This window comes from Micromonospora sp. NPDC047738, assembly GCF_040642675.1.
GTDB lineage: Bacteria > Actinomycetota > Actinomycetes > Mycobacteriales > Micromonosporaceae > Micromonospora.
In genome coordinates, this window is sequence record NZ_JBEYSO010000005.1 from 353,026 (window position 1) to 377,293 (window position 24,268).

Consider the following 24,268-nt stretch of genomic DNA (forward strand, 5'->3'; position numbering starts at 1 on the left):
CGTGTCGGCGGGTGCCGGCCCTGACCGATCACCGGTGGATCAGCCGCGTCCGGCCAGACCCCGGACAGCGACCAGCCCGGGCACCGCGACGCGGCCGAGCTCGTTGCCGGTGGCGGGATCGTGCCAGCTGACGGCCCCGGTCTGGCCCACGTAGAGGCGCTTGCCGTCGGGGCTCCGCACGAGGCCGGTGACCGGCTCGCGGACCGACCAGTCGGCGGCGGGGCGCAGTTGCTGGAGATCCATCCGCCGCACCACCGTGCCGGCGCCGAGGAACAGACTCTCGCTGTCCGCGGCGGCGTGCCCGGTGCCGCTGCCGCCGGCCACGATGGCCGTGCGGCGTACCGTCAGCTCCTCGGTGGAGATCTCCGCGACCGTGCCGGACGTGACGTCAGAAACAAAGAGCCGACCGCCTTGTGGGCTGATCGCCATGGCGTGGCCGCTCGCCGACGCCTCCCCGAACGGATGCGGCAGGTCCACGCAGTACGCCCACCGCTCGGTGAGGTTCAGCGTGTGGACGAACGCGTGTGCGTTGCCCGGCCGCCCGCTGACCAGGTCACGGGTGTGCTGGTGGCCGGGTTGGTGCGTGTAGAGGGTGTAGAGGGTTTGGCGGTCCGGCGCGAGCACGGCCTGGCGCCCGTCGCCGCGCATCTCCTCCTCGGCGCCGGGCGGGATCGCCGCCTTGTCCCGGGTGGTGAGCGGGCCCGGAGCCTTCGTGGCGAGATCGACGACGCGGACCCGGTACCGGTCGGGCGCCGCCGCCGGGAGCCACTCGAGGACGAAGAGTCCGGCTTGATCCCCGGTGAACGTCTCCGGCACGAAGTTGCCCCGTAGTTCAAGCTGGTGCCGCACCCCGGTGACGTCGGCGACCAGCACCGGCGTCACGTCCCGGCCGTCCGGGCGTCCCAGCGCCGCATTCGCCGCATCCGAGGTGAGCGCCACCAGCGCGCCGTTCGCCGAGACAGCCTGCGGCAGCCAGCGCCCGGGCAACCTGACCCGGTCCGACGTGTGGCCGGTGGCGGTGTCGACCCGCCAGAAGGCGGTGTCGGCGCCGTCGGGCGCGGTGGCGTAGATCGCCGACCCGTCGGCGGTGGCGACGGAGCGCGGGATCGACAACCGGTCGGGGCCTCGGAGCACGCCGAGTGCGTCGTCCAGTTCGACGAGCAGGGCGTCGGGAAGCGACACGGCGGGCGCTGTGTTCCGCACCGGATCGCAGCCGACGAGCGTGGCGGCGCCGGTGCCGGCGAGGAGGGCCAGAACGGTGCGACGCGAGATCCTTGTCGTTGCCATCATGCCCGGATGACACCGGCGAACCCGCCGCAGTTCCACCCGGAGCGGGGATGGAACCAGCCCGGCGTGAGCGGTGTCATGAAGGGTGATCGGGGAGGTTGTCACTGGACGACGGAGAGCTCGTCACCCGCGCTCGGGCTGGTGACCTGGAGGCGTACGAACTCCTGGTCGCCCGGCACACCGCGCCCGCGTATCGGACGGCGGTGTTGCTCGGCGCCGGCCCGGACGCCGAGGACGTCATCCAGGAGGCGTTCGTGAAGGGATACCGCAGTCTCGCCCGCTATCGGGGAGAGTCTTCCTTCCGTTCCTGGCTTCTGGCGATCGTCGCCAACGAGACGCGGAACCTGCACCGGTCCCGCGGCCGGCGGGATGGACTCGTCCTGCGGGCCGCGGAGGCGAACCGGGGATCGGAGGTCGCCGAGGACAGCGCGGTCGGCGCCGTCCTCGCCGGCGAACGCCGCGCCATGCTGGTGCAGGCCCTGCGCCGGCTGCCCGTGAAGGACCGCGAGGTGATTGTCTGCCGGTTCTTCCTCGACCTCAGCGAGGACGAGACGGTGGCGATGCTGGGCTGGCCCAGAGGCACCGTGAAGTCGCGGACCTACCGGGCGCTGGCCAAGCTCCGCGGCCTGCTCAGCGTCGAGGAGGTCCACCATGGATGACCTCGAACGAGAACTGCGCGACCTGTCCGCCTGGCTGGACACCCCCGAACCGCCCGACGTGACCGCCCGGGTACGCGCCCGCCTCGCCGTACCCGCGCCCCGGCGGCGGCGGTGGCGCTACTACCTCGCCGCGGCGCTCGTCGCCCTGCTCGTCGCCTTGCTCCCGCCCGGCCGGGCCGCCCTCGCCGACGCCGTGACGGGGCTGCTGCGCTTCGCGGGCATCACCATCGCCACATCGCCCGCACCGACCCTGCCCACCGGCGAACCGTCGCCGCTGCCCTCGCAGCGACCCGCCGCCCTGCACGAGGCGCAGCGGCTGGTCCACTTTCCGATCCGCCTGCCGGCGAAGCTGGGTTCACCGGAGCAGGTGCTGGTCGCCGACCCCGACCGGACCGGCGCGTACCGGGTGGCCACCCTGCTCTATCGCGGCGGCACGCTGCGGATCGATGCCTTCGACGGTCGTCTCGACCCGACGTTCCACAAGCTGGCCATGGGGCCGGGCGTAGAGTTGACCGAGGTCGATGCCGGGTACGCCATCTGGGTCGGTGGCCCGCACGCGCTGACCTACGTGGATCGCACCGGCACGGCCCGGGAGGAGACCGCACGGCTCGCCGCGTCGACTCTGATCTGGGAAGAGGCCGGGGTGAGCTACCGACTCGAAGGTGACCTGGCCAAGTCCGACGCGATCGAGATCGCCAACTCGCTGCGGTAGCGGACATGTCTCGGCTCGGCGCCTCGCTGGCGGCGTTGCGCACTGCGGTACAGGTGTGGACACGCTGGTGTTCGTATCCAGCGACGGTGAGGCGGCACGTGTGCTTGACCCCGTCCGGGGATGCTGGCCGCAGCGTTGAAAGCCGACGCGTCGCCGCACCGTTGGTTCCGTGTTGGCCGGTGTGTCGGCATCGGCACAACGTGTGGGGTTGCGGTGCGGGCAGTTGGTCACGACGGCGTGCAGTCGGCCCCCAACGCCGCGAGGTCCGGGGTGAGTATGCCTCTCCTGATCAATGTTGCAGAAGCAAATGAGGCCGGGCGCCCGTGAAGGCTAAATGCCCACCACGATGTGGACGGCTATTGGCGGAGTGCCCGGGCGATCAGCCTGCCGATGACCAAGTACACCAGCGCGGCGAGTCCGTAGTTGAGAACGAGCCCAACCTTGGCGTCGTTCGGCGTGAACACGTCCCCGAATCCCAGTACGAACGCCTTGGCAAGCACGTAGACGAATTGAACGAAGCTGTTGCTCTGGTTGGCACCCGCCAAGGAAAAGAGAACGTGCAAGGCGAAGATGAGAGCGACGCTGCTGGTCACGCCGACCATGACGCGGGCGACGATGGTAGCGGTATCTGTCTGATTCCGTTGTCGTGGCGCTGGCGCTGGCGCTGGCGCTGGCGCTGGCGCTGGCGCTGGCGGGGCCGGGTAGGGCTGTGATGGGTAAGCAGGTGGCGTATAGGGCGTCGGGGGTTGGGGGTAGTGCATCGGTGGCTGGGGGATGGGCGGCGCGGGGTGGGGGTACGGCGCTGGGGGTTGGGTGCGCGGCGTGGGGTGGGGGTAGTGCGCCGTGGGTGCTAGGCCATCGCCGTGGTGTACGTCCACGTACGCGATCCGCTGTGTCGGTGGGGGGTCGGGCGCCGTGGGTTGGGTGGGGAACCGGTGGTGTTGGTCGTCGGGGTCGTAGTTGTTGTACGACATGGATGGGCAGTCTACTGTCGGTCGGGAGTCGGCAAAACCTCTCTTTCCGATTAATCGGATCTCTCTACATCGTGTCTCTTGTTCACCACAATGCGTGAGTGTCCACTGCGTCCACCTCGATGCCTGACACATCATCACGACTGTCAGTGACCGCCGTGGCGTGGGTTGAGGTGGCCCGCTGGCCGGGTTGGTGCTCACCGGGCGAGGACGACGTTGTGCAGGTTGGCGATGCCGGAAGCGGCGTCGTTCAGCATGTAGGCGGCGCAGTGGGGCGCAGGACTATGCGGGTTACTTCCGGGAGGCGAAGACCACGACGGCGAGGGCCCAACCGACGAACAGTCCGTAGATCCCGCCACCGGCGGCCCAGTTGAAGGCGCCGCGCAGGCTGGTATCCACCTGGATGAACGCGGCCAGGAGGCCGGCGGACGCCGCAGCGAAAACGTAGGCTCCCCAGCTCGAGAAGAACAGCCTCGCGCTGCGCGATGACGCTGCCGCAACCATGAGCGACACGAAGACACCGGTCAGCACGATGAGCAGGATTGCCTTGATGTCGTTGGCGAGGATGGTCCGCACCGAATCGTCCGAGCTGAACGACCAGGTCGGCCATGCCAACTGCTTGAGAAAGAATCCCCACGCGTCGTTCGAGGTGTCGTTCTTCGCCCAGTCGGTGTAGGCCGGGTTGCCGAATGCCGCCACCAGGATCAGGGCGGCGAGTACTGCGGTGCCCGTCACGGTACGGACCCGCCCGGCTGCAGTGGTAGTCATACGCACAGTGTGAGGCGTGACTCCTAAGCAAAGCAATCCACGAGGATAAATGGCCACCCCTCCGGGAGCCAGGATGACCGCCAACACCAGCCCGATCGTTCGCCAACTGTCCGTGACACTCCGGACCGGTTGGTTGAGCCGGGCCAGCCGATGGCGGGCGGTCGCCATTTCTGGTAGCCGCCAGTGGTCATGCTGTCCGCCGCCGGTACGGCTCGACTATGAAAGGGGGGACGCATCTCTGATCACTGGGAGTCCCATGACCATGCCACTCTCGGCCCTGCACCGGGCGAGCGCCGCCGCCGTCACCTCGCTCGCCGTCGTGGTCGGCCTGCTCACCGCGGCGCCGTGGTCCACAGCGAACGCGGCGGCCTCCGCCGATGGCCTCGCCGCGGCGCCGGCTGCGCGGGTTGTCTCCGTAGGCGGCGGAGCCGAGGTCGCCCTGACGCCGCTCGGAGACACCGGCGCCACCTCGCTCGCCGCGCTGCCCAGCCCCGACGGCGTGACTCCTGGCCTTGTTGTCGCGACGAACAAGACAGGCACGACCGTGCAGACGACCGATGTCGCCAGCACGCCGACCGTGATCGAGGGCCACGCCGCACCTCTGGCCGCCAGCGCTGCCGACACCGTGCCGCTGCACTTCTCCGCGGTGGGCCGGGACGGCCGGGCCGCCCAGGCCTACATCACGGTTTTCGACCTTGAGCACGGCGCGGCGTGGACCCGCCAGTTGGTCACCGACCCGGCGCCGGGCAACGAGTGCTCCGAGGTCACCTTCGCCCGGACCACCTGCGTGCTCGTACCGCCCGGCGAGTACTCGGTGATGGCGTTCGTCACCACTCTGCCCGCCGAGAAGCCGACCATCGGAAGCAGCCGCACGTTCCAGAACATCTCGCTCGTGGGCGAGCCGGAGACGACGGTGAGCGGAGAGCGAACCTTCGCGCTCGACGCCCGCGATGCCCGGCAGCTCACGCTCAGGACCCCGGGGCGCAGCACCAAGGTGCCGCCGCAGGGTGCCATGCTCATCGGCTACGACCGCACCGCCGCGGACGGGTCCGCAGTCCACCTGGACATGCGCCCGGCATACCTCCTCGACCAGCACTTCTACCTGCAGCCGACACCGCAGGTGTCCATCGGGACGTTCCAGGCGCGCACCCGGGTCCGGCTGGAGGCCCCCGACATCACCCTGTCCGTGCCGACCGCGCCGGCCCTGCACCCGGAGTACGTCGACCGGACCTGGTTCTCCGACGTCGCTTCGGACTTCCCGGTCGTCAACGGCCGGTCCCGCCTCCCCGTGGTGGACGTCGGCCGCGCCACGGCGGCCGAACTCGCCGACCAGCAGCTGCACGGCGCGCTGGCGCTGGTCACGCACTCCGCCGACATGTCGATCGCCGAACAGTCCAACAATGCGGCCGCACACGGTGCGGGCGTGGTCGTGATCCGCAACGACGGCCCCGGTGACATCAGCGACCCGGGCGGCACCGGAGTAAAGCTGCAGGTGCCGACGATCCGGCTGAACCGGGCGGAGGGCCTCGCGCTCGCCCGACTCCCTAAGGGAGCCAGGGTGACCGTCGAGGGCGAGCCCGCCAGCCCCTATGTTTACGACCTCTACCTGAAGATGAAGGACCGGATCCCCGAGGACCCCACTTACGTCGCCCTCCCCGAGCAGCTCGCCACTCAGGTGCGTCAGGTGTACGGGCAGCCGACGCTTCCCTCGACGTTCTCCGAGGCGGCGTACCCGTGGCAGCCCGGCAACTCGTTCGTCGTCTCGACGACGTTCCCCTTCGAGGCCGGGCCGCGTACGCGCGCCGAGTACCGCATCCCCGACCCGGACACCGCATGGAGCTACGCGGTGTTCGCTCCGGAGTCCGCTTACAACACGATGTTCCCCAAGGCACCGGTGCTGCCGATGAGCCTGAGCATGCCCGGGCGCCAGGCGTACTCGGACCGCGAGAAGGACGAGCTGCCCTTCGGCCGGGCGCCGATCACGGCGGCCCCGAATCCCGCTCGGCCCGTCCAGCGCTCCGGTGATCAGCTGCGCGTGGCCGTCGACGGCTTCATCGACGCGGACGGAAACCACGGAACGGAGTACACCCACCCGAGTGGGGTTCGCACCCATCTCGAGATCAGGGCCGACGGCGCCCTGGTCGGGGAGACGGACAACCTCCCCTCCGGCACGGTCCGGCTGCCGGGCGGCGAGTCTCGCGTCTCGATCTCGTTCACCGCGGACAACCCGCAGGCGTGGAACGAGCTGTCGACACACACCGACACCGCCTGGAGCTTCCCGTCGACGACGACCGCCGGAGATGCGGCGGAGGCCCAGCCGCTGCTGCTGCCGGACTACGACGTCGGCGTCGACCTGCACAACCGGGTCCGGGCCGACCGCCAGGGCAGAGTGGCGTTCGACCTGCGGCTGCGGCGCCCTGACGGCGTACCGTCCACGCTGGGCGGGGAGCCACGCCTCGACGCGTCGTACGACGACGGTGCGACCTGGCGGCCGGCGGTCGTCACCCGCGGTACGGAGGGCTGGCGCGTCGAGCTGCCGGCCGGCAGCGGCCTGGTGTCGCTGCGGCTACACGCGGAGGACACCGGCGGCTCAGTGGTCGACCAGACGATCGTCCGGGCCTTCGACATCGGGCACTGAGCTCTCGAGCCAACCGAGCCGGACCGCCTGCACGCCCGCCTGGAAGCGCGTGCGGACGTGCAGGTGGTCCATCAGCTCGGCGATCCGGCGGCTGAGCGTACGGGTGCTGGTGCCCAGCCGGCGGGCAACCGCGTCGTCCTTCGCCCCGGAGGCGAGCAGCGCGGCGAGCTGGCGATCGCTGAACCCGCCCTCCTCTGCCGGTGCGACGATCGGCGTCGCCTGCGCCCAGAGCAGCTCGAAGAGCTGGACCAGCGCGTCGAGGAGGGTGGAAGGTCGGATGCAGACCGCCACATCGGCGCTCTGCACGCCGACCGGCAGGATCGCCAGCCGGCGGTCGCCTATCGCCAGCTTCATCGGGAGGCCGGTGTGCACCCGGGACTGCTCACCCACGCCGGCTGCGTCCTGGACCTCCTCGAGCGCACCCGGCAGCTCCAGCGCCTCTGGGGCGTAGATGCCGCGCACCCGCACCTTCGCGCGCAGGAGCCGGCGTACCGAGTTGTCCGACCGCCGGGGATCGGCGACGTACGGCGGGCGATCGAGCACCATGAGCTCGTGCCGGGTGGTGCTGAGCAGCTGCTCGAACCGGGCAGCGATCGCTGCCCGGCCGACCAGCACCTCGACGATCTCCTCCGGGCGGTACCGCTCCTCGGCGGGCATCTCGGCGAGCAGGGTGCGCGCGGCGAGCTGCGTACGCGCCAGCTCCTCGCGGCGTCGGTCGACCAGCGCGTCAACCGCGACGTCGGGCCGCGCCGCGCGCATCCTGGCGGGCTGGCCGGGCAGCCGGTGCACCAGGCCCAGCTCCTCGAGTCTGGTCAGCGAGCTGCCCACCTCGGCCGCACCACGGTCAAGTGCCGCGGCGAGGTCGCGCTGGGACGCCTCGGGGCGGGACAGGAGTTCGCGGTAGACCATCTCGTCCTCGGGGCGGACACCGATCGGCTCGAGCACCAGCCCATCTTGCCCCGGCCGGCCGGGCGGCCACCCAGGCACCCGTCTGCTGGTGGCGAGGTCTACGCGCGACCGGGGCGACAACGGCGTGGTGTCGTTGCCCAGGACGGGAGCCAGACCGTCTCGGGGAGCGGTGCCAGGCTTGCGAAGTGGTTGATGATCGCCCGAAGCCCCGGGTGCGGATTCGTTCTGGGGAACATGAGGGAGAGCGGGTAGGCGAGCGTCGGGTTCACGATCGGGATGCGGCGTAGGTCGTAGTTCGTCGGCCAGATGTACCGGTCGCGCGCGCCGACGAGGGTGGCCACGTCGGCGGAGTCCGCGAGGGCGTCGAGGAGTACCTCGTTACCGAAGTTCGGGCCCGCCGCGTCGATGCGGAGGTCGAAGGCGGTGGCGAGCTGATCGTAGAACTCCGCCCATTCACTTCGAGGCACGATACCCGGCACCCAGATCCGAAGCTTGCGCAGCTGGGGTGGTGTCACTGTGCGCGCGGAGGCAAGCGGATGCCTGGGGCCGACGAGGAGTTCCAGCGGGGAGTCGAAGGCGTGGATCATCTGCACGTCGCGTGGCAGCGTGGTCGGATCGGTGACGGTGCGGAACGAGGCGTCGACATCGCCTGCCTGGACGGCGGCGGCCGCCACGTGCGGGTCGTTGACCCTGAGGGTCACCACGTCGAGGTCGGTTTCGGGATGCGACCGCCAATAGTCGTGCAGAACGACGGCCTGCGCGCTTCGCAGGCCTAGAACGTCGATCCGAAGGGCCCGCGAGCCCGGCCTGACCGCGGTGACGGCGCGATCAACACCCGCGACGATACTCCGTGCGTGTGGGAGGAATGCCTGGCCGTCGAGCGTCAGTTCGACCCCTCGGGCGGTACGGGTGAACAGGCGGACCTCCAGCTCGCGCTCCAGGGCGGCGACCCGCTTCGAGACCGCCTGCTGGGTCACGCCCAGCTCGTCGGCCGCGTGTTGCAACTGCCCGAGCTCGGCCGCTCGGACGAACGATCGTACTGCCTCGGTATCCATTGGCCCAGCTTAGGCTCGCCCAACTGATCGTTGTGGCTCGCCGAACGGCGGTTGTTTGATCCCGCCCTCGTGCAGCCGATGGGATTCAGGGATCCAAACATCGGTTGTTGCGGGGGAGTCGTGTGCGCGTGAAACTGGGGTCGAGTTTCGGCTGGCTCTGGTCGGCCTACGCGATCAGCACGTACGGCACGTGGATCGCCTTCGGAGCGTTCCCGCTCATCGCGGTTCGAGTGCTGCACTCGTCGGCATCCGCGGTCTCGCTGCTGGAGGCAGCCGGGCTTGCCGTCGCGGCGATCATTGCGGTCCCGCTCGGGCCGTGGGTCGAGCACCGGTCCAAGCGCCCAGTGATGATCGCGATGGACCTGGCTCGGTTCCTCGCGATGGCGAGTGTTCCGCTCGCGTACTTCCTCGGGGTGCTGTCCTACGGCCAGTTGTTGGTCGTCTCGGTCATCTCCGGAACCGCAACCATCGCCTTCTCCGCCGCCTCCGGCGCGTACCTGAAGTACCTTGTCCGCAGTGACCACCTCCTGACCGCGAACGGGAGATTCGAGGGCACGAGCTGGGTGGCGACCGCGGCCGGACCGCCCCTCGGCGGCGCGCTCGTCGGGCTGCTCGGCCCGGTCATCACCCTCATGGTCGACGCTCTCAGCTACCTGCTGTCCGCGCTCGGGGTCCTCCGCATCCGCGGCGGCGACGTCGCGGCACCCCGCGACCCGGCCACCGCGTTGCGCGGAGCCGACCTTCTTGGTGGCTGGCGGTTCATCCTCCACGACGGCGCACTACGGTGCCTGTTCCTCAACTCGATCCTGGTCGGCGGCCTGATCATGGCCACCGTCCCGCTCCTGGCCGTCCTGCTGCTGGGCGAATACCACTTCCCGGCCTGGCAATACGGTCTCGTCTTCGGCATCCCGGCACTCGGCGGCTTCGTGGGCGCCCGCCTCTCCGCACGCCTCGTGAAGCGTTACGGCCGGCACCGGGTCATGATCGTCTCCGGCTGGCTGCGATCGTTCTTCCCGCTCGGTCTCGCGTTCGTCCATCCCGGCATCACCGGACTCCTCACCGTGATCATCGTCGAGGGCCTGCTGATCACATGCATGGGCATCTTCAATCCGATCTACGCCAGCGAACGCCTGCAACGGACTCCCGCGGATCATGCCGCCCAAGTCCTCAGCGCATGGAGTGTCAGCAGCAAACTCGTGCAGGCCACCCTCATGGTGATCTGGGGCATCCTCGCCACACTCACCAGCCCCCTCGCCGCGATCACCATTTCCGGTGTCCTCCTGCTCGCCACCCCACTCCTGCTGCCCAACCGGGCACACTTGCGCTACCTCGAACCCGTCTTGTCGGCCGAAGACGTCCCGGCCGCCTGACTCACCGCAACGCCCCGTTCACCTCGGAAGGGCGCCGCAGGCGCATCGAGCGCGCGAGGACCTGGGTGACCTCACTCCAGATCCTGTTCGGGCGCGAGAATGCGGTCCGCCAAATCTGCGGTATCAACTGTGCCATCGGGGTCAACGCTGATGGGAGTAGCTCGACCATCAGATTGGATAAGCCAAGCAAGGACCGCCTCAGTCAGCGGGGTGCCGTCGTACCCGTCGTTCCAGTGGGCACGCCATCCACCCCCAGGTATGACGCCCACAACACGCTCTCCACGTTCCAGATGGGAGAAGTCCGGCCAGTCGGTGACGGGGCGGAGCGCACCACGTTGAGGGTCCACGACAAGCGCCACCCCAGTAGCCGGATCCCACGCCTCCACTGGTCGCATGCGTCCGCTCTCGGTCTCCGTCCCGCTGAAGATCGCCGTCCAACCAGTCGCACTGAAGCACCGCATTGATCAAGTCTCGCACCAACCGGTGGAACGATTTCGCCAGCGGTGTTGCGGGTTCTACCGCCGCCGTCACTCCGCCTTGAGTCGATAGCTGGCCAGTGCGGTGAGCGCGCCGTCCAGGGCGGCCTCAAGCGGCGGCGCTAGCGGGGAGCGCGGCGGTCTGCGACGGCGTACGAGGCGGCTGCGGTGAGTGCCGAGACGGCCAGCACGGCGGGCCAGGCACCGATGCGCCTGGCCAGCGGGTGCGACAGGCCGAACGCCCCGAGGTAGGCCGCGACCAGGCCTGCGGTCACGGCCGGGCTCGTCCGCCGGGCCCACTCGCGTCCCGCCAGCACACCGCCGGCCGCAAGGACCACGCCGCCGAGGGGACGGTTACCGGTCCGGCGGGCGAGTTGCCACCCGCCGATAAGGGAGCCCGCGGTGGTCGCTGCGGTTGGGAGGCGCATTCCACGACCGTACCCGCCGCCGACGGTGTGCGCCTGAGATCAGGCGACGAGCAGCAACGCGCCGACAGCGGCGACGAGCGGCCGATCATGTCAGCTGCCGTGTCAGGGGCGTGTCAGGTGGGTGGCAGGCCCGGCGCCGATGGTGGTCGCATGACGAGTTCAGCGATTGCGGCTTCAGGGCTGCGGAAGGCGTACAAGGACAAGATCGTTCTTGACGGCATCGACCTCGATGTTGCCGCGGGCACGATCTTCTCCCTGCTCGGCCCTAACGGGGCGGGCAAGACGACGACGGTCAACGTGCTGACCACGTTGATGAAGGCCGACGGTGGCACGGTCTTCGTTGCCGGGCATGACGTGGCGACCGAGACCAAGGCCGTCCGCGCGGCCATCGGGGTCACCGGTCAGTTCGCCGCGGTGGACGATCTCCTGACGGGCCAGGAGAACCTCCAGTTGATGGCGGATCTCAAGCGTCTGCGCTCGGGTGAGAGCAAGCGGGTGGTCGCCGACCTGCTGGAGCGGTTCGACCTGACGGAGTCGGCGCAGAAGATGGCGGCCACCTATTCCGGGGGTATGCGCCGGAAGCTGGATCTGGCGATGACCCTGGTCGGCCAGCCCAGGATCATTTTCCTCGACGAGCCGACGACGGGTTTGGATCCGCGCAGCCGTCGGACGATGTGGGACATCATCCGTCAGCTGGTGGCCGAGGGCGTCACCATCTTCCTGACCACCCAGTACCTGGAGGAAGCCGATCGGCTCGCCGACCGGATCGCGGTGCTCGATCAGGGCAAGCTGGTTGCCCAGGGCACTCCCGCCGAGCTCAAGCGCCAGATCCCCGGCAGTCATGTCCGGCTCCGGTTCGCCGGCGACCTGGAACTCGCCGCCGCGGTGCGGGTCCTGACCGACTCCGCGCGGGACGCCGAGGACGATCTGGTCCTGCGGGTTCCCAGCGATGGTGGGGCGAAATCGGTTCGCGCCCTGTTGGCACAACTCGACGCACATTCGATCGAGGTCGAGGAATTCTCGGTGCACACGCCGGACCTCGATGACGTCTTTCTTGCCCTGACCGGCCGTACTCGCGCGAAGGTGAACGCATAATGAGCAACGCGACGACCATGCTGGGTCGCAACTTCAAGCACACGCTCCGGAACCCGGTCGCGGTATTCAACGCCGTCCTGTTCCCGATCGTGATCCTGCTGATGTTCGTGTACGTGATCGGCGGCGCTTTCGACATCGGCGGCAACTACATCGACTACGCGACGCCGGGCATGGTCGTGTTGACGATCTGTTACGGGTTGAGCGCGACCGCGTTGGCCGTCAACTCCGACATGACGAAGGGGATCATCAATCGGTTCAAGGTGATGGACATCTCCCGCAGTGCCGTGCTGAGCGCTCATGTCGCCGCCAGCATGCTCCGCAGTCTGATCGCCATCGCGGCCATCATCGGAGTGGCGTACGCGGTGGGGTTCCGACCAGCGGCGAGTTTCCTCGAATGGCTCGGCGCGATCGGCCTCATCGTGCTGGTCTCTTTCGCGACCAGCTGGATCACCGTCGCCCTGGGACTGGCGGCCAAAACCCCGGAATCGGCGGGCCTGATCTCCGTACCGCTGGTCATGCTGCCGTTCCTGAGCAGTGCGATCGTGCCGGCCGGAACCATGGGCGCGGGGGTGCGGCAGTTCGCGGAGTACCAGCCCTTCACCCCGATCATTGAGGCACTGCGCGGGCTGCTGACCGGTGAACCTGCTGGCAGCAAGGTGATCATCGCCGTCGTCTGGTGCGTCGGGATCGCCCTGGTCGGATATGTGTGGTCGCTGGCCACCTTCAAGAAGCGGGCCTGACCAACCGGGGCGGGCACACCAACAGATCACGTACCAAGCAAGAGGGAGAAGCTGTCATGCCTACATTCGCCACCCCCGGGCCCATCGCCGCCACCGTGGAAGTCGCCGGTGGTCAGGTGCGGGTCACCGCGAGCGACCGCACCGACACCGCGGTGCTGGTCGAACCCATCAACGCGACGAGCCGGTCCGACGTCAAGGTGGCCGAGAAGACCAAGGTCGAATTCGCCGGCGGTCAACTGTCGGTCAAGACGACCGTCCCCGGGCACAAGAACGGGTCGGTCGCCATCACGATCGAGCTGCCCACCGGCTCCAGTTTCGCCGCCTACCTGGCGCACTCCGATGTTCATGCCGACGGCTCGTTCGGCGGGTGCGAGCTGCACGTGGCATCGGGCCGGGTCCAGGTGGCCCGCATCGACACGCTGCAGGCGAACATCGCGTCCGGTGAGGTCGCGATCGGCCACATCGCCGGGCGCGCCGACATCGAGGGCGGGGCGTTCGCGCTGCGGATCGGCGAGGTCGAGGGCGCGCTGCGGCTCTCGAACTCCGGCGGGCAGGCCTGGATCGGCCACGCCTCGGCCGACCTCGATCTCAGCAGCGCCGGCTGCGACTTCGACATCGACCGCGCCGACGGCAGCATCGCCGCCATGACAGCCAGCGGCGCCATCCGGATCGGCCGGATGACACACGGTCAGGCGAAGCTGACGAACGGCTCGGGAAACATCGAGGTCGGCATCAGCGAGGGCACCGCCGCCTACCTCGACGTCAACAGCGAGCGAGGATCGGTGCGCGACGCCGTTTCCGCGCCGGGAAACCCTGGCCCGGCGGGCACCAACGTCTCGGTCCACGCCCGCACCCGGCACGGCGACATCGTCATTCGACGCGCAGGTCAGAAGGAGAGCGTGGTCTCGACCAGCTGAGCCCAGCTCGCCTGCGTACCCTCCTGCGACACCTCGGCGAACCGTGCTTCGCCGAGGTGTCGCCGTACGTCCCGCTCGATCCTGGCCGCATCCGGGTGGGCGAGATCCGGCACTCCACGTGCGCCGACGCTGGCCGCGAGCAGTCGCGCCGCCTGCTCGTACTGGTCGTGCCGGAGTGCGAGGTCCGCGACACCGACGAGGGTCTGGGCGATCATGGGAGCGTGTCCCGCCTCGGACGCCGCCTGCCAGGCCGCCACGCGGTGGGAACGAGCCTCCCGAAGATCGTCGACCAGGTAGCCGAGCACGTCGTGGATGCCTGCGCGGATGTCCGCCGTCTCCGCCTCGTCGCCGAGCAGGGCGGTCGCGACCCCGAGTTGGTGACGTGCCGCCGCGGCGTTACCGACCCAACGCGCGAGATCGGCCTTGGCGAGTGCCAGCTCGACCAGCGCATGCGGCCAGGTAACCCCTTCGGCGCACCGCTCCGCCTCGGCGATGGCGGCCGCGCTGGCGTCCCGGTCGCCGTGCAGCCAGTACAGCAGGGCCTGTTGGGTCCGCAGCCGGATGACATCTTCGACGGCGCCGACCTCGGTGACGAGCGTGACCGCCTGTTCGTAGTGCGCACACGCACCCACGAACTCACCACGCAGGGCGAGTTGGCCCGCCAGCTCGGACAGGGCGATGGACATGCCGAACCTTTCGCCGAGCGCGCGGAACTCAGCGAGCGCAAGCTCCAGGTTGGCCTCCGCCTCCCGGCCGCCCTGGCCGAGCATGATCCGCATCTTGCCGAGCTGGAACCGGGCCAGGGCGCGTACCCAGGGGTCTTCGTTGTCCAGCACCGACTCGAACGCGGTCACCGCGGCGTCCGGCTCCTGCAGCAGGCGTTCCAGCGCGTCGACCAGTCCCAGCAGCGGGTTGCGGTGCTGGCTTTGCTGACTGAACCGGTACGCCTTGTGGATCCATTCCGCGCCCAGGTGCTCGTCGCCCCGCCCGGAGGTCACGAAGAGCACCACGATCCCGTACGCCATGGCCCGGACGTCATCGGTCACGTCGCCGGGGATGTTGGTGGCCGCGAGCATCAGCTCGAGGCCTTCGGCCCGGCGCCCGCCGAGCCACCAGTACCAGCCGGCGGCGGCCGCGAGCCGCATCGCCGCCTGTGCGTCACCGGCCGCGACCGCCGCCCGCATCGCGGCGCTGATGTTGTCGTGTTCGGCCTCGAGCGTGGCGAGCCAGGCCAACTGCTCGGCGCGGCGCAGATGTGGCTCCGCGGTCTCGGTGAGGTCGGTGAAGTAGGCGAGGTGCGCCCGGCGAGCCAGGTCCGATTCGCCCGCTTCGGCGAGCCGGTCCGCGGCGTACTCCTTGATCGTGCTGATCATCCGATAGCGCGGGGCGGCGTCGCCCTCGGTGACCACCAGCGACTTCTCGGCCAGCGACGTGAGCAACTCCAGCACCTGATCCTGCTCGACGTCATCGCCGGCGCAGACCCACTCGGCCGCGTCCAGGCTCGCCCCGCCGGAGAACACCGACAGCCGGCGCAGGACCGTCCGCTCGGCCTCGGTGAGCAACTCCCAGCTCCAGTCGACCACCGCGCGCAGCGTCTTGTGCCGCGGCAAGGCGGTACGGCTCCCGCTGGTCAGCAGGCGGAACCGGTCATCGAGCCGGTTGGCGAGCTGATCGATGGTCATGGTACGCAACCGGGCGGCAGCCAGTTCGATCGCCAGCGGCATCCCGTCCAGCGCCCGGCAGACGCGCACCATCGTCGACAAGGTGTGCTCGTCGACTCCAAGGTCCTTGCGCACCGCGCCGGCCCGGTCCCGCAGCAAACGGACGGCCGGCGAGGACACGGTCTCGGCAAGGCCTGCGTCGGTTGACACGGCCAGCGGCTCGACCAGCCACAGCGCCTCACCGGTGATGCCGAGCGGTTCCCTGCTCGTCGCCAGGATCCGCAGCCGCCGGCATTGCCCGAGCACCCGATCGGCGAACCTCGCCGCCGCCTCGATCACATGCTCACAGTTGTCCAGGATCAGCAGCGCCTCCCGCTCGCGGATCGCGGCAATGAGCCCGTCCGCCAGGTCCGCGCTCGGACCCGCGCCGAGCAGAGCATCCCGCAGCCCGAGCGCGGTGAGCGTCGCCTGCGCGACGTCACCGTCGGCGCCGATGGCGGCAAGTTCCACCAACCAGACTCCGTCCGGCAGGTCACCGATCAGCGTGCGTGCGGTTTCCGTGGCCAGCCTGGTCTTGCCCGAACCGCCCGGCCCGATCAAGGTGATCAGACGATGCTCCGCGATGAGCTCGCGGACGGCACCGACATCAGCGTCCCGGCCGACGAAACTGGTGAGCTCGGCACGCACGTTGGTCTTCCGATTCTCCTCCCGCCGCCCCAGTTCGCCCCGCAGTAACGCGACATGTAAGGCCGACAACTCCGGCGAGGGGTCGACGCCCAGCGCGTCGGACAGCGCCTCCCTCGTACGCTCGTAGGCGAGCAGGGCCTCGGAGTCGCGGCCGGCTGCCACCAGGGCCCGCATCAGCGCAGCGACCAGCGGTTCCCGCAGCGGATGCGCGGCCACCGCGTCGGTCAGTTCCGCGACCACCGCCGCTCCATGGCCCAGACTGACCTCCGCTTCGAAGCGATCCTCCATCGCCGTCAGACGCAGCCCCTCGAGCCGCGTCACCGCCGCGTCGAACGCCTCACTGTCCCCCAACCCGACATCCTGCATAGCCGCACCGCGCCACAGGGTGAGGGCTTCGCGCAACAGCCGAACTCGCTGGAGGCCCTCCTCCTGGCGAGCCCGGCCGATGAGGCGTTCGAACCGAAGGGCGTCGACCGCGTCGGGGCCCACCATCAATCGGTAGCCGCCCGTCTGCCCCTCGATCACCCCGCCGGGCAGCGCCTTCCGTAGCCGGGAAGCCAAGCGTTGCAGGGCGTTCCCCGCATCGGCGGGCGGGTTCTCACCCCAGATCCAGTCGATGAGCGTCGCCTTCGGCACGACGCGGCCAGGTTCGAGTGCCAGGGCGATCAACAGTGCGCGCAACCGGACGCCCGGCACGTCGGCCAGGATGCCCTCGTTCGTGCGAACCTCGAATGATCCAAGCATCCCGACCTGCACCCGCTGATTCTCCCACGGCGGCGTGCCCTTGCCGGAGGCGCGGCCCGTCACCGGTGACGCCTCCAGCTCCAGGCAGGACCGGTTGTTCAGGACGGCAATGCCGCCCGCTCGAGACCGCGCGGGAGCGGGTGACGGATCGGGCGGCGGAGCGGACCCGGTGCTGCGGTTCGGCTACCGCTTCACCAGGTTGCGCAGCGCGGCGAGCAGCGACCGGTCGCTGACCTCGGCGTAGATCTTCTTGTCGGGACCGACCAGGACGACGTACGGGCAAGCCTGGTCGTCGCCGCCCATGGCCTTGTCGAGCAGCTTCCGGCCGGTCGCCACCTCGTACACCCGAAGGCGGTAACTGGCCTTCAGCAGCGTCAGCGTGTCCGGCTTCGGGTCGTCGTACTTGCACCGGCGGATCGTCGCGCCGGTGTTGACCCGGTCCAGGCAGGCGACCATCTGCACGTTCTTCGGATCCTCCGACGCCCAGGTCTGTTCCACCCGCTTCGACAGGCCCTCGTCGTAGTAGTAGCCGTTGTCCTGGCGGCGGTGGTTTCCCGGGCCGTCTCCGATGAGCAGCACCACCGGGTGCGGGGCCTTGCCGGCGCGCTTGGGCGACTGGGGGTAGTAGAGGATGCCGTCGCACACGTTGTTCAGATCGGAGATCTGGGTTGCGGCGTAGTCGCTGGGCTGCGGCCCCTGCGGCACCGGCTCCGCGCTCTCGGCCGTGCGAGGGCTCGGGGCCGAGCTACCGGTCGTGGACGACCGCCGCGCCTCCGTCGCCGGCTTGGCCGCGTCGCGCTCCGTGGAGCGCAGCAGGAAGGCCCCGCCGACCAGGCCCGAGCAGGCCACCAACAGCAGTACGCTCAGCGCCACGACGGCGATGATCAGGCCGCGGTTGCGGTGGCCGGGTGGCGGCGGGTCGGCTGGCAGTTGCGCCCCGAACGGGATCATGGGCAGTCCGAACGGCTGGCCTGCCGCGGGTGGCACCTGCGGCGGTGGCGCGCCGTGGACCGGTGCCGGCTCGGGAGCCGCACCGCCCGGCAGCGGCGTCCGTGCCGTTTCCGGACCGCGCACCCAGTCCGCCGTCGATCCTGAATCAGGTCCGGCCCCCGCGTCGGACATGTGCATCCCCTTGTCGATTCAAGCGAAGGGCGAATCTATCAAGATCCCGCCAGGTGGGGCGGGTGCAGGTTGGGCGGCGAGGCGGCGAAACCGCCGATTTCGGCGAGAGCGGCGATCGTGAACAGCAGGATGAGCGGGCGACCGTCATGCGTCGGACCCCATCTTCACCACCTGGCGGTCCTTCTGGTCACCCTGTCCACAGGAGCAGCTTCCGCCAGCGCAGCCGGTGGTGTGGCGGCGTTGGCTGGCCCACCACCAGGACAGGCAGGCGAGCACGGCCAGGGCGACGGCGACGGCGGGCATGAAACGGTTGACCGCGGCCCAGCCGGCGCCACCGAGGATCCCGGCGGCGAGCAGCGCCGGCAGCACGCAGCAGGCGGCGCAGGCGGCTCCGGCGAGTGCGGCCATGCCGGAGGGGAGCAGGCGGCGCAGCCGGTTAGCAGGCGTCGGCACGGTCGGCCCTTTCGGCGAGTTGGGCAAACGGCAGGGGGCAGCAGGAGCTGCCGGCGCAGGCGACCAGGTCGTCGCAACCGGCGGAGATGGCGGCTCGGAGGGTGTCGCGGATGACGGTGAGGTCGGCCAACTTCTGTTCCACCTCGGCAAGCTTTTCTCTGGCTCGCGCCTGGAGGCCGGTATCCGGTTGGCCACTGTGCCGGTGTCGGCCGGCGTCGAGCAGGTTGGCGACCTCGGTGAGGGTGAAGCCGAGGCGTTGCGCGGTCTTGATGACCCGCAGCAGCGTGACCGTCTCCGACGGATAGAGCCGATGCCCGCCCGGCGACCGCTGTGGGGAGGCGAGCAGCCCCCGGCGCTCGTAGTAGCGCAGCGTTTGCAGGTTGACCCCGGCCGCGTCGGCGAGCTGGCCGCTGCGTAGCCGTGATTCGATCATCGGGAGCCTGCCGCTGACGCGGCACGATTGGCGAGGCCATCGAGCACGTCGGTGTGGGCCGCCGGCACCCGGACGTCCAACGTCAGGTCATCAGGGCCGGACCGGAAAATGTCAAAAGCGAAGAACGAGCAGCAAGACGACTCCCGGGCGGTGAGGTCCCGCGCCGTCTCCTCAACCTGCACGCCTCCGGTGAGCCGCAGGCGCAGATGCTGCGCCGACAGCCGGTCGGCACTCCGGACCGCATCGCGGAAGAACTGATCGAACTCAGCAAGCCGCAGCGGCCGTTCGGCCGTCGGCAGGGTGCAGGCATTCGGCACCCAGGCGTCATCGGTTGTGACGTGTCGGTCGCTCATACTCCGACGGTAAGCCTGTACCTGGGTACCAGATGCAAGCCCCAGGTCAGTGGAAGCACCCAGGCCGTTGCCAGGCCGTCGGAGGTCGGACAAGGCCAACCAACGATGACCATTGGCGACGACGGGGTGCGCCGGCGGCGTGCCAGGGTGACGGGTGAGGGCGGAGCCCACCGACCCGGGCAGCGGGATGTCCCGTGTCTTGCGGCTCTTGGGCACGTCGAGTCGGGTCGGCGCTGCACGCCCTCGCTGAAGGCCAGCACCGCTACGCCGAGTTCGGCCGTTCCTGATCGGAAGTTGGCAGGCGGCCGCCGCTCGGACGCTATTAGTGCGCTACGACCTGCCGAAGTTGATGGCCAAGGATTGCCTCGACCGGGCCGATTTCATCGGGGGTGAACGTGCATGCCGTGCGAGCCGGGCTGGCGACTGCGATCTCGAAGCGGGCAAAGCCGCTGGGCCAGTCGAACTTCAGGGTGTCCAGCGCGACTGCCGTCTCGCAGCATGGCACCGTCACGATCAGGCTGTCGAACTCGCCCTCGGTCTCCTCGATGAGGTCCCCGTACCAGGCCAGCGGGCTGTTCTGGTCGCAGCGTAGGCATGTGATCTGCTGGATGTTCTCGCCTGCGTCGACCACGGTGATCCGGTCGTAGAACTCGACCGTCACGTCCTGCTGGACGCCGCCCGGTTGGCGACGCACCGACCCCCAGCTGGCGCAGGACAGCCCCTGCCGGCTGCCGGCGAAGCTGGACGCTCCTATCGTTCGTCAAGTGGTGCCGTGGGTGACTGGCTGAGCCCGTAGAGCTTGTTGAGGTCGAGCAGGTGGTGGCCGAGTACTGATGCTGTTCGGAGGTTGAGTACGAGCACCATGAACACGTTCGGGGCCTCGGACGCGATGAGGACGTGCAGATGGATGCCGTCGGGCATCTGCCAGACGTTCGTCACCTCCTCGCGGCTGAAGTCGTGGCCCGCGAAGTGATCGTGGGGGATGGCGTCGAAGTAGGGCCAGAAGTCGAATGGAGGACGTTCATCGACGTCGACTGGTGCTGGCGGTGTCCCGTACGTGGCCTTGAACTCGTCTGCCGTCAGTAGTCGCACCGGGCCATGGTGCCGGTTCTGTCGGGCGAGGTGCGAGGTGGGTGAAGGCTTGCCGCGCGATGTAAGTTCCGCTTCAACGTCTGACCTACTGGCTGACCGACGTTTCCCGATCAGAGTGGTGTCCAAGAAGCCAGCCGTTGCTCAGCCGCGTTGAGCCGGCCGATCCATGCTTGCGCCTCGACGGACCCTTCCGCAGTGTCAGCGAAGCAGAGGAGCCCCTGTACGACGACGGCGGGTAGAACCGTCGTTAGGCGTTCGGCAGGTCCGTAGGCGGCGGTGACGGCGGCCCATTGGGAGGGGTCGACGGAGGACAGCAGGAGCCAGGCAAGGTCGATGACTCCGGGGGCGGCGGAGACGTCCTCCCAGTCGAGAAGTGCCAGCTCGCCGTTCGGGGCGGTGCGGGCGTTGCGTGCGGACGCGTCGCCGTGTACGAGGGTGAGCGGGCCTGCCGAGGCGATGTCCTGCTCGGCCTCTGGCACTCGTCCTACGAGTCGCGCAGCGAGCGTTCGTAGGTTAGCGGGTAGGTCAGGGCGTGCTGCCAGGGTCGGCATCATCCGGTCGAACAGGTCGCCGACCAGGTCGGCGGCTGCGCCTACCGGACGTAGCCACGGCCACCTCAGCGGAGCCTGCCCGGCCCAACGCTGATGCATGTGCGACAGCAGTTGGGCGTGTGCGACGGGGTCGGCTCCTGGTTGCCATGAGGAGAGGTCTTCGAGGACCAGTGTCGTGCCTACCGGGGTGATCTCGGAGTGAAAGCAGGTAGGCACTCGGACGCCCACGATCGGCGCGATCTCGCGATAGAAGCGCACCTCGGCACGGAACATGTCCAGGACCTCGGGAATCGAACCTGGCTCTGGTATGCCGCGACGCTTCACAAACCCGTGCACGGCGCTCATGTTACGAGAACTGCCCGGAACAGGCTGACCGTGCGACATGCCGGTGATTACCGCTCCAGGGCCGCCGTGAGAGGAGGAGGCCTTCGACAGCAACGGTGACAGACATCCGGCCCGGACGAGGACAGCCGCCAGCGGCCGAGCGCGGTTCATAGCCGGAGGTCTACACGACCCAGCTCACCCTACGCGATTGCCGCGATGGCGGCATGTGGCCGATGAGGGCCTTCGCTGGGCCGCTGCAGACGCTCAACTTCCGTGAAGCCGGCTCGCGCCAGTCGCTCGGAGAACTCGTCAACGGGCCAGCGATAGGCGGTCACGACCTTGTGGTCAAAGGCGGCGACCTCGTCACCTACGAAGAGACCAAGCACTAATGCCCCGGCCGGGGCCATTACTCGCCGGAACTCAGCTAGCACGCCGTCGAGATCCTCCGGCGGCAGATGGATCAACGAGCCCCAGGCCAGGATGCCGGCGATGGAGTGGTTGGCAACGGCGAGATTTTCCATCGACCCGAGCTGGTACCTACCGTTCGGGTGGGCTGCCCGCGCATGGGCGATGAACTCGGGGACCATGTCGATTCCCGTTGCGTCGACGCCAAACGAGCGGAGGTAACCGGTGATGTGGCCAGGCCCGCAGCCCAGATCGAGCACCGTGCCAGGTCGACCCGCCAGGTGTCGCGCGATAAACGCGAGGTCGTCGGCGTGTACCTGCTGGCTTGTACCGAAGAGTTCGATGTAGAGCTCTGCGACGGACGCATATGCCTGCCGGACCTGCTCCATCTTCACCCCGTGACTATATGAGCTCTCGTGCTCGGAAGGCCGACGTGGGCCAGCGCTGTCTGGAAAGGCCTCTTCCAGCCACGAGGACGGGCGGCCGGCCGCAGCCTTTCGCGTCGATGACCATGGGGTGCCGCGGAGGCCGGCCATCCACTCAGCGACCGGGGCCAGGTCGCCGGTCGGCCGCCGGTCGAAACTAGCCGATGTGCGGACTGGTTGGCTGGGGCCGAATCGTGCTTCCTCGGGTTCGTTGGGCGGTCAGCGAGGTGTCGGGCTCATCGTGGCCAGGGCCGCGATGGATGCCGTCATGTCCCTGACAAAGGCATCTCTGGTCGGAGCGGCAACGCGGTCCAGAGAGAGGTAGGGGTTGAGGTCCTCAAGCTCGACGAGTAGGAGTTCGCCGGTTCGTGTGCGACAGGCGTCGACGCGCTGGATGCCGTGGCTGATGTCGTTCCAGTCGATGAACCGTTGAGCGAACGCCAAATCGGCATCGGTCGGTTCGTAGGGCTCGAGCAGCCACCGTTGGTCGGCATGAGGCGCGTACAACGCGTACTGGAAGGTGCGGTCGACGAAGTAGAAGGAGACTTCGTACTCGAAATCGACACGTGGCTGGACCAGCAGGTTGTCGTAGGTCAGGTCCTGCAGTTGCTCGCGCTGAACGAACTGCAGACCAACGGAATCAGCGCCGAACTTCGGCTTGGCCACGTACTGGGTGGCCGGTGGCAGGCGTTCGATGTCCTGCAACCGGTCCACGGTGGGGATGACGGGGTAGCCGGCTCCGTACAGATCCAGCAGGTACTGCTTGCCGGCCATGTCGGCCTTGCCGGTCAACTCGGTAAAGACTCGCACACCCGTCTGCCTCGCACGAGCGCGGAACTCGTCGTGATGATCCTGGTAGTACAGGACGGGGCCGCTGTTGCGAACCACGACCACGTCAAAGGAGTCCATCAAGTCAACTGCATCGATCGGGTGGCACAGGGCGATGTCGAAGTGCTCCCGCAGTTGGGTGGACAAGAAGATGTCCTCGTCGCAATAGCGACGCCCGCGCGCCTCGTATGCCAGATCGGTGACGTAAAGGACGCGGGTTCTACGGGGCGGCACGGGGCTTCTCCTGTTGGTCGGGCGTGGGTCGCTGGCTTCAGTTGGCGTTGTCGAGCACGAACGCCCGCATGAGCTTGGCGCACTCGGCCGCGTGCGTCTCCAACAAGAAGTGCCCGCCGTCGTAGATGTGCGCGTCCATGCGCTCGAGGGCGCGGTGGTAGGCGAGGACTTCGTCAACGTCGAAGTACGGGTCGCGCCGTCCCCACAGCACGAGCGCCGGCGGCTGGTGAGCCCGGTGGTACTCGGCGATCTCATCGAAGCGGGCGACGTGGCTGGCGTAGTCGCTGAAGAGCGCGAACTGCGCGTCGATGTTGCCGGGTCGGCTCATGCGCTCCCAGTCGAGGTGCCACGACTCGGGAGGGTGCAGCGTACGCAGGTATTCGGGCAGCCCGGCGAGGTACTGGTCACGGGTGCCAGCGAAGTTCAACCAGTCCGGCAGCTCGGCGCGCTTGTCGTCGGTCGGGTCCGCCCAGTACTCCTTGGCGCTGTCCCACTGCTCGCCGAGGCCGTCCTCGTGCGCGTTGCCGCTCTGGACGATGAGGCCGCGGATGCGATTCGGGGCGCGGGTGGCCAGGTGGTATCCCACCGGTGCGCCGAAGTCGTGCAGGTAGACGAAGAAGCGCTCGACCCCAAGCTGGTCGAGTAGGTTCTCGATCGCCCGTGAGAGGTTCTCGAAGGTGTAGTCGTACTTGTCGACGGTTGGTGACGAGGACATGCCGAAGCCGGGAAGATCAGGCGCGACCACGTACGCGACCTCAGCCAGTGTTGGCATGACCTCCCGGAATGTGTGCGACGAGCTTGGGAACCCGTGCAGCAGCAGTACGGTCGGCCGGCCGGGGCGCCCGGCCTCGCGGAAAAACACCTCCAGACCGTTGACGTCGGCATGTCGATGGCGGACCTTCTGGATCGCCTGCATTGCGTCCTCCTCCTA

At 68.8% G+C, this 24,268-nt stretch carries 24 protein-coding genes; 7 read left to right on the forward strand and 17 right to left on the reverse strand.

Annotated features, from left to right (window positions below; translation table 11 throughout):
• Positions 1-39: 39 nt before the first annotated feature.
• Positions 40-1,290 carry a hypothetical protein gene (locus ABZ783_RS11730; protein WP_357436411.1) on the reverse strand — a complete coding sequence of 417 codons (1,251 nt, stop codon included), beginning with the start codon at positions 1,288-1,290 and terminating at the stop codon, positions 40-42.
• Positions 1,291-1,385: 95 nt separating this feature from the next.
• Between ABZ783_RS11730 and ABZ783_RS11735 the strand changes: the two genes are divergently transcribed.
• Positions 1,386-1,946 (forward strand): sigma-70 family RNA polymerase sigma factor, encoded by a 561-nt coding sequence (locus tag ABZ783_RS11735; RefSeq protein ID WP_357436412.1) that lies wholly within the window; start codon positions 1,386-1,388, stop codon positions 1,944-1,946.
• Positions 1,939-2,658, forward strand: coding sequence for a hypothetical protein (locus ABZ783_RS11740; RefSeq protein WP_357436414.1), 720 nt, complete (start codon positions 1,939-1,941; stop codon positions 2,656-2,658). Before ABZ783_RS11735 ends, ABZ783_RS11740 begins: the two co-directional genes overlap by 8 nt.
• A gap of 356 nt (positions 2,659-3,014) precedes the next feature.
• Here ABZ783_RS11740 and ABZ783_RS11745 read toward each other — a convergent pair whose 3' ends face one another.
• Complete coding sequence (locus tag ABZ783_RS11745) at positions 3,015-3,260, reverse strand: hypothetical protein (protein ID WP_357436416.1); 246 nt, start codon at positions 3,258-3,260, stop codon at positions 3,015-3,017.
• 660 nt (positions 3,261-3,920) lie between these two features.
• Positions 3,921-4,364, reverse strand: a complete 444-nt coding sequence (locus ABZ783_RS11750; protein WP_357436417.1) for a hypothetical protein — start codon at positions 4,362-4,364, stop codon at positions 3,921-3,923.
• 289 nt (positions 4,365-4,653) lie between these two features.
• Here ABZ783_RS11750 and ABZ783_RS11755 point away from each other — a divergent pair, with 289 nt between their 5' ends.
• Positions 4,654-7,035 carry a PA domain-containing protein gene (locus tag ABZ783_RS11755; protein WP_357436418.1) on the forward strand — a complete coding sequence of 794 codons (2,382 nt, stop codon included), beginning with the start codon at positions 4,654-4,656 and terminating at the stop codon, positions 7,033-7,035.
• Here ABZ783_RS11755 and ABZ783_RS11760 read toward each other — a convergent pair.
• Both ABZ783_RS11760 and ABZ783_RS11765 read right to left on the reverse strand, forming a co-directional pair.
• Positions 6,988-7,980 (reverse strand): helix-turn-helix domain-containing protein, encoded by a 993-nt coding sequence (locus tag ABZ783_RS11760; RefSeq protein ID WP_357436419.1) that lies wholly within the window; start codon positions 7,978-7,980, stop codon positions 6,988-6,990. The genes ABZ783_RS11755 and ABZ783_RS11760 overlap by 48 nt on opposite strands.
• 62 nt (positions 7,981-8,042) lie before the next feature.
• A complete protein-coding gene (locus ABZ783_RS11765) occupies positions 8,043-8,999 on the reverse strand; it encodes a LysR family transcriptional regulator (RefSeq protein ID WP_357436421.1) in 957 nt (318 codons plus the stop codon).
• A gap of 122 nt (positions 9,000-9,121) precedes the next feature.
• Between ABZ783_RS11765 and ABZ783_RS11770 the strand changes: the two genes are divergently transcribed.
• Positions 9,122-10,369 carry an MFS transporter gene (locus ABZ783_RS11770; protein ID WP_357436422.1) on the forward strand — a complete coding sequence of 416 codons (1,248 nt, stop codon included), beginning with the start codon at positions 9,122-9,124 and terminating at the stop codon, positions 10,367-10,369.
• Between the two features lie 598 nt (positions 10,370-10,967).
• Here the strand turns inward: ABZ783_RS11770 and ABZ783_RS11775 are convergent.
• Positions 10,968-11,273, reverse strand: coding sequence for a hypothetical protein (locus ABZ783_RS11775; RefSeq protein WP_357436423.1), 306 nt, complete (start codon positions 11,271-11,273; stop codon positions 10,968-10,970).
• Between the two features lie 150 nt (positions 11,274-11,423).
• Here ABZ783_RS11775 and ABZ783_RS11780 point away from each other — a divergent pair, with 150 nt between their 5' ends.
• From ABZ783_RS11780 to ABZ783_RS11790, 3 genes are read left to right on the forward strand one after another with little or no spacing between them, the layout of a single operon-like run.
• Positions 11,424-12,368 (forward strand): ATP-binding cassette domain-containing protein, encoded by a 945-nt coding sequence (locus ABZ783_RS11780; protein WP_357436424.1) that lies wholly within the window; start codon positions 11,424-11,426, stop codon positions 12,366-12,368.
• Positions 12,368-13,108: an ABC transporter permease gene (locus ABZ783_RS11785; protein ID WP_357436425.1), complete on the forward strand. Its 741-nt coding sequence runs from the start codon at positions 12,368-12,370 to the stop codon at positions 13,106-13,108. Before ABZ783_RS11780 ends, ABZ783_RS11785 begins: the two co-directional genes overlap by 1 nt.
• Entirely contained in the window at positions 13,045-14,025 is a 981-nt protein-coding gene (locus tag ABZ783_RS11790; RefSeq protein WP_357436426.1) for a DUF4097 family beta strand repeat-containing protein, read from the forward strand. Before ABZ783_RS11785 ends, ABZ783_RS11790 begins: the two co-directional genes overlap by 64 nt.
• On the opposite strand, the gene ABZ783_RS11795 is transcribed toward ABZ783_RS11790, so the two are convergent.
• The 11 genes from ABZ783_RS11795 to ABZ783_RS11845 form a co-directional block, all read right to left on the reverse strand.
• On the reverse strand, positions 13,995-17,129 hold the full coding sequence (locus tag ABZ783_RS11795; protein WP_357436502.1) for a BTAD domain-containing putative transcriptional regulator: 3,135 nt from the start codon (positions 17,127-17,129) through the stop codon (positions 13,995-13,997). The two genes, ABZ783_RS11790 and ABZ783_RS11795, sit on opposite strands and share 31 nt — an antisense overlap.
• A gap of 171 nt (positions 17,130-17,300) precedes the next feature.
• Positions 17,301-18,068, reverse strand: a complete 768-nt coding sequence (locus tag ABZ783_RS11800) for a hypothetical protein (RefSeq protein WP_357436427.1) — start codon at positions 18,066-18,068, stop codon at positions 17,301-17,303.
• Between the two features lie 315 nt (positions 18,069-18,383).
• Positions 18,384-18,692, reverse strand: coding sequence for a hypothetical protein (locus ABZ783_RS11805; RefSeq protein WP_357436428.1), 309 nt, complete (start codon positions 18,690-18,692; stop codon positions 18,384-18,386).
• Positions 18,676-19,125 carry a MerR family transcriptional regulator gene (locus ABZ783_RS11810; protein ID WP_357436429.1) on the reverse strand — a complete coding sequence of 150 codons (450 nt, stop codon included), beginning with the start codon at positions 19,123-19,125 and terminating at the stop codon, positions 18,676-18,678. The genes ABZ783_RS11805 and ABZ783_RS11810 overlap by 17 nt, the downstream gene beginning before the upstream one ends.
• Positions 19,122-19,478 (reverse strand): hypothetical protein, encoded by a 357-nt coding sequence (locus ABZ783_RS11815; protein WP_357436430.1) that lies wholly within the window; start codon positions 19,476-19,478, stop codon positions 19,122-19,124. Before ABZ783_RS11815 ends, ABZ783_RS11810 begins: the two co-directional genes overlap by 4 nt.
• Before the next feature lie 322 nt (positions 19,479-19,800).
• Positions 19,801-20,172: a hypothetical protein gene (locus tag ABZ783_RS11820; RefSeq protein WP_357436431.1), complete on the reverse strand. Its 372-nt coding sequence runs from the start codon at positions 20,170-20,172 to the stop codon at positions 19,801-19,803.
• 56 nt (positions 20,173-20,228) lie between these two features.
• A complete protein-coding gene (locus ABZ783_RS11825; RefSeq protein ID WP_357436432.1) occupies positions 20,229-20,570 on the reverse strand; it encodes a hypothetical protein in 342 nt (113 codons plus the stop codon).
• Positions 20,571-20,680: 110 nt separating this feature from the next.
• The gene (locus tag ABZ783_RS11830; RefSeq protein WP_357436433.1) at positions 20,681-21,457 is read right to left on the reverse strand and encodes a phosphotransferase; all 777 of its coding nucleotides are present in this window, start codon (positions 21,455-21,457) and stop codon (positions 20,681-20,683) included.
• A gap of 188 nt (positions 21,458-21,645) precedes the next feature.
• Positions 21,646-22,245 carry a class I SAM-dependent methyltransferase gene (locus ABZ783_RS11835; RefSeq protein ID WP_357436434.1) on the reverse strand — a complete coding sequence of 200 codons (600 nt, stop codon included), beginning with the start codon at positions 22,243-22,245 and terminating at the stop codon, positions 21,646-21,648.
• 249 nt (positions 22,246-22,494) lie between these two features.
• On the reverse strand, positions 22,495-23,337 hold the full coding sequence (locus ABZ783_RS11840; RefSeq protein WP_357436435.1) for a hypothetical protein: 843 nt from the start codon (positions 23,335-23,337) through the stop codon (positions 22,495-22,497).
• Positions 23,338-23,374: 37 nt separating this feature from the next.
• Entirely contained in the window at positions 23,375-24,253 is an 879-nt protein-coding gene (locus ABZ783_RS11845) for an alpha/beta hydrolase (RefSeq protein WP_357436436.1), read from the reverse strand.
• Positions 24,254-24,268: the final 15 nt, after the last annotated feature.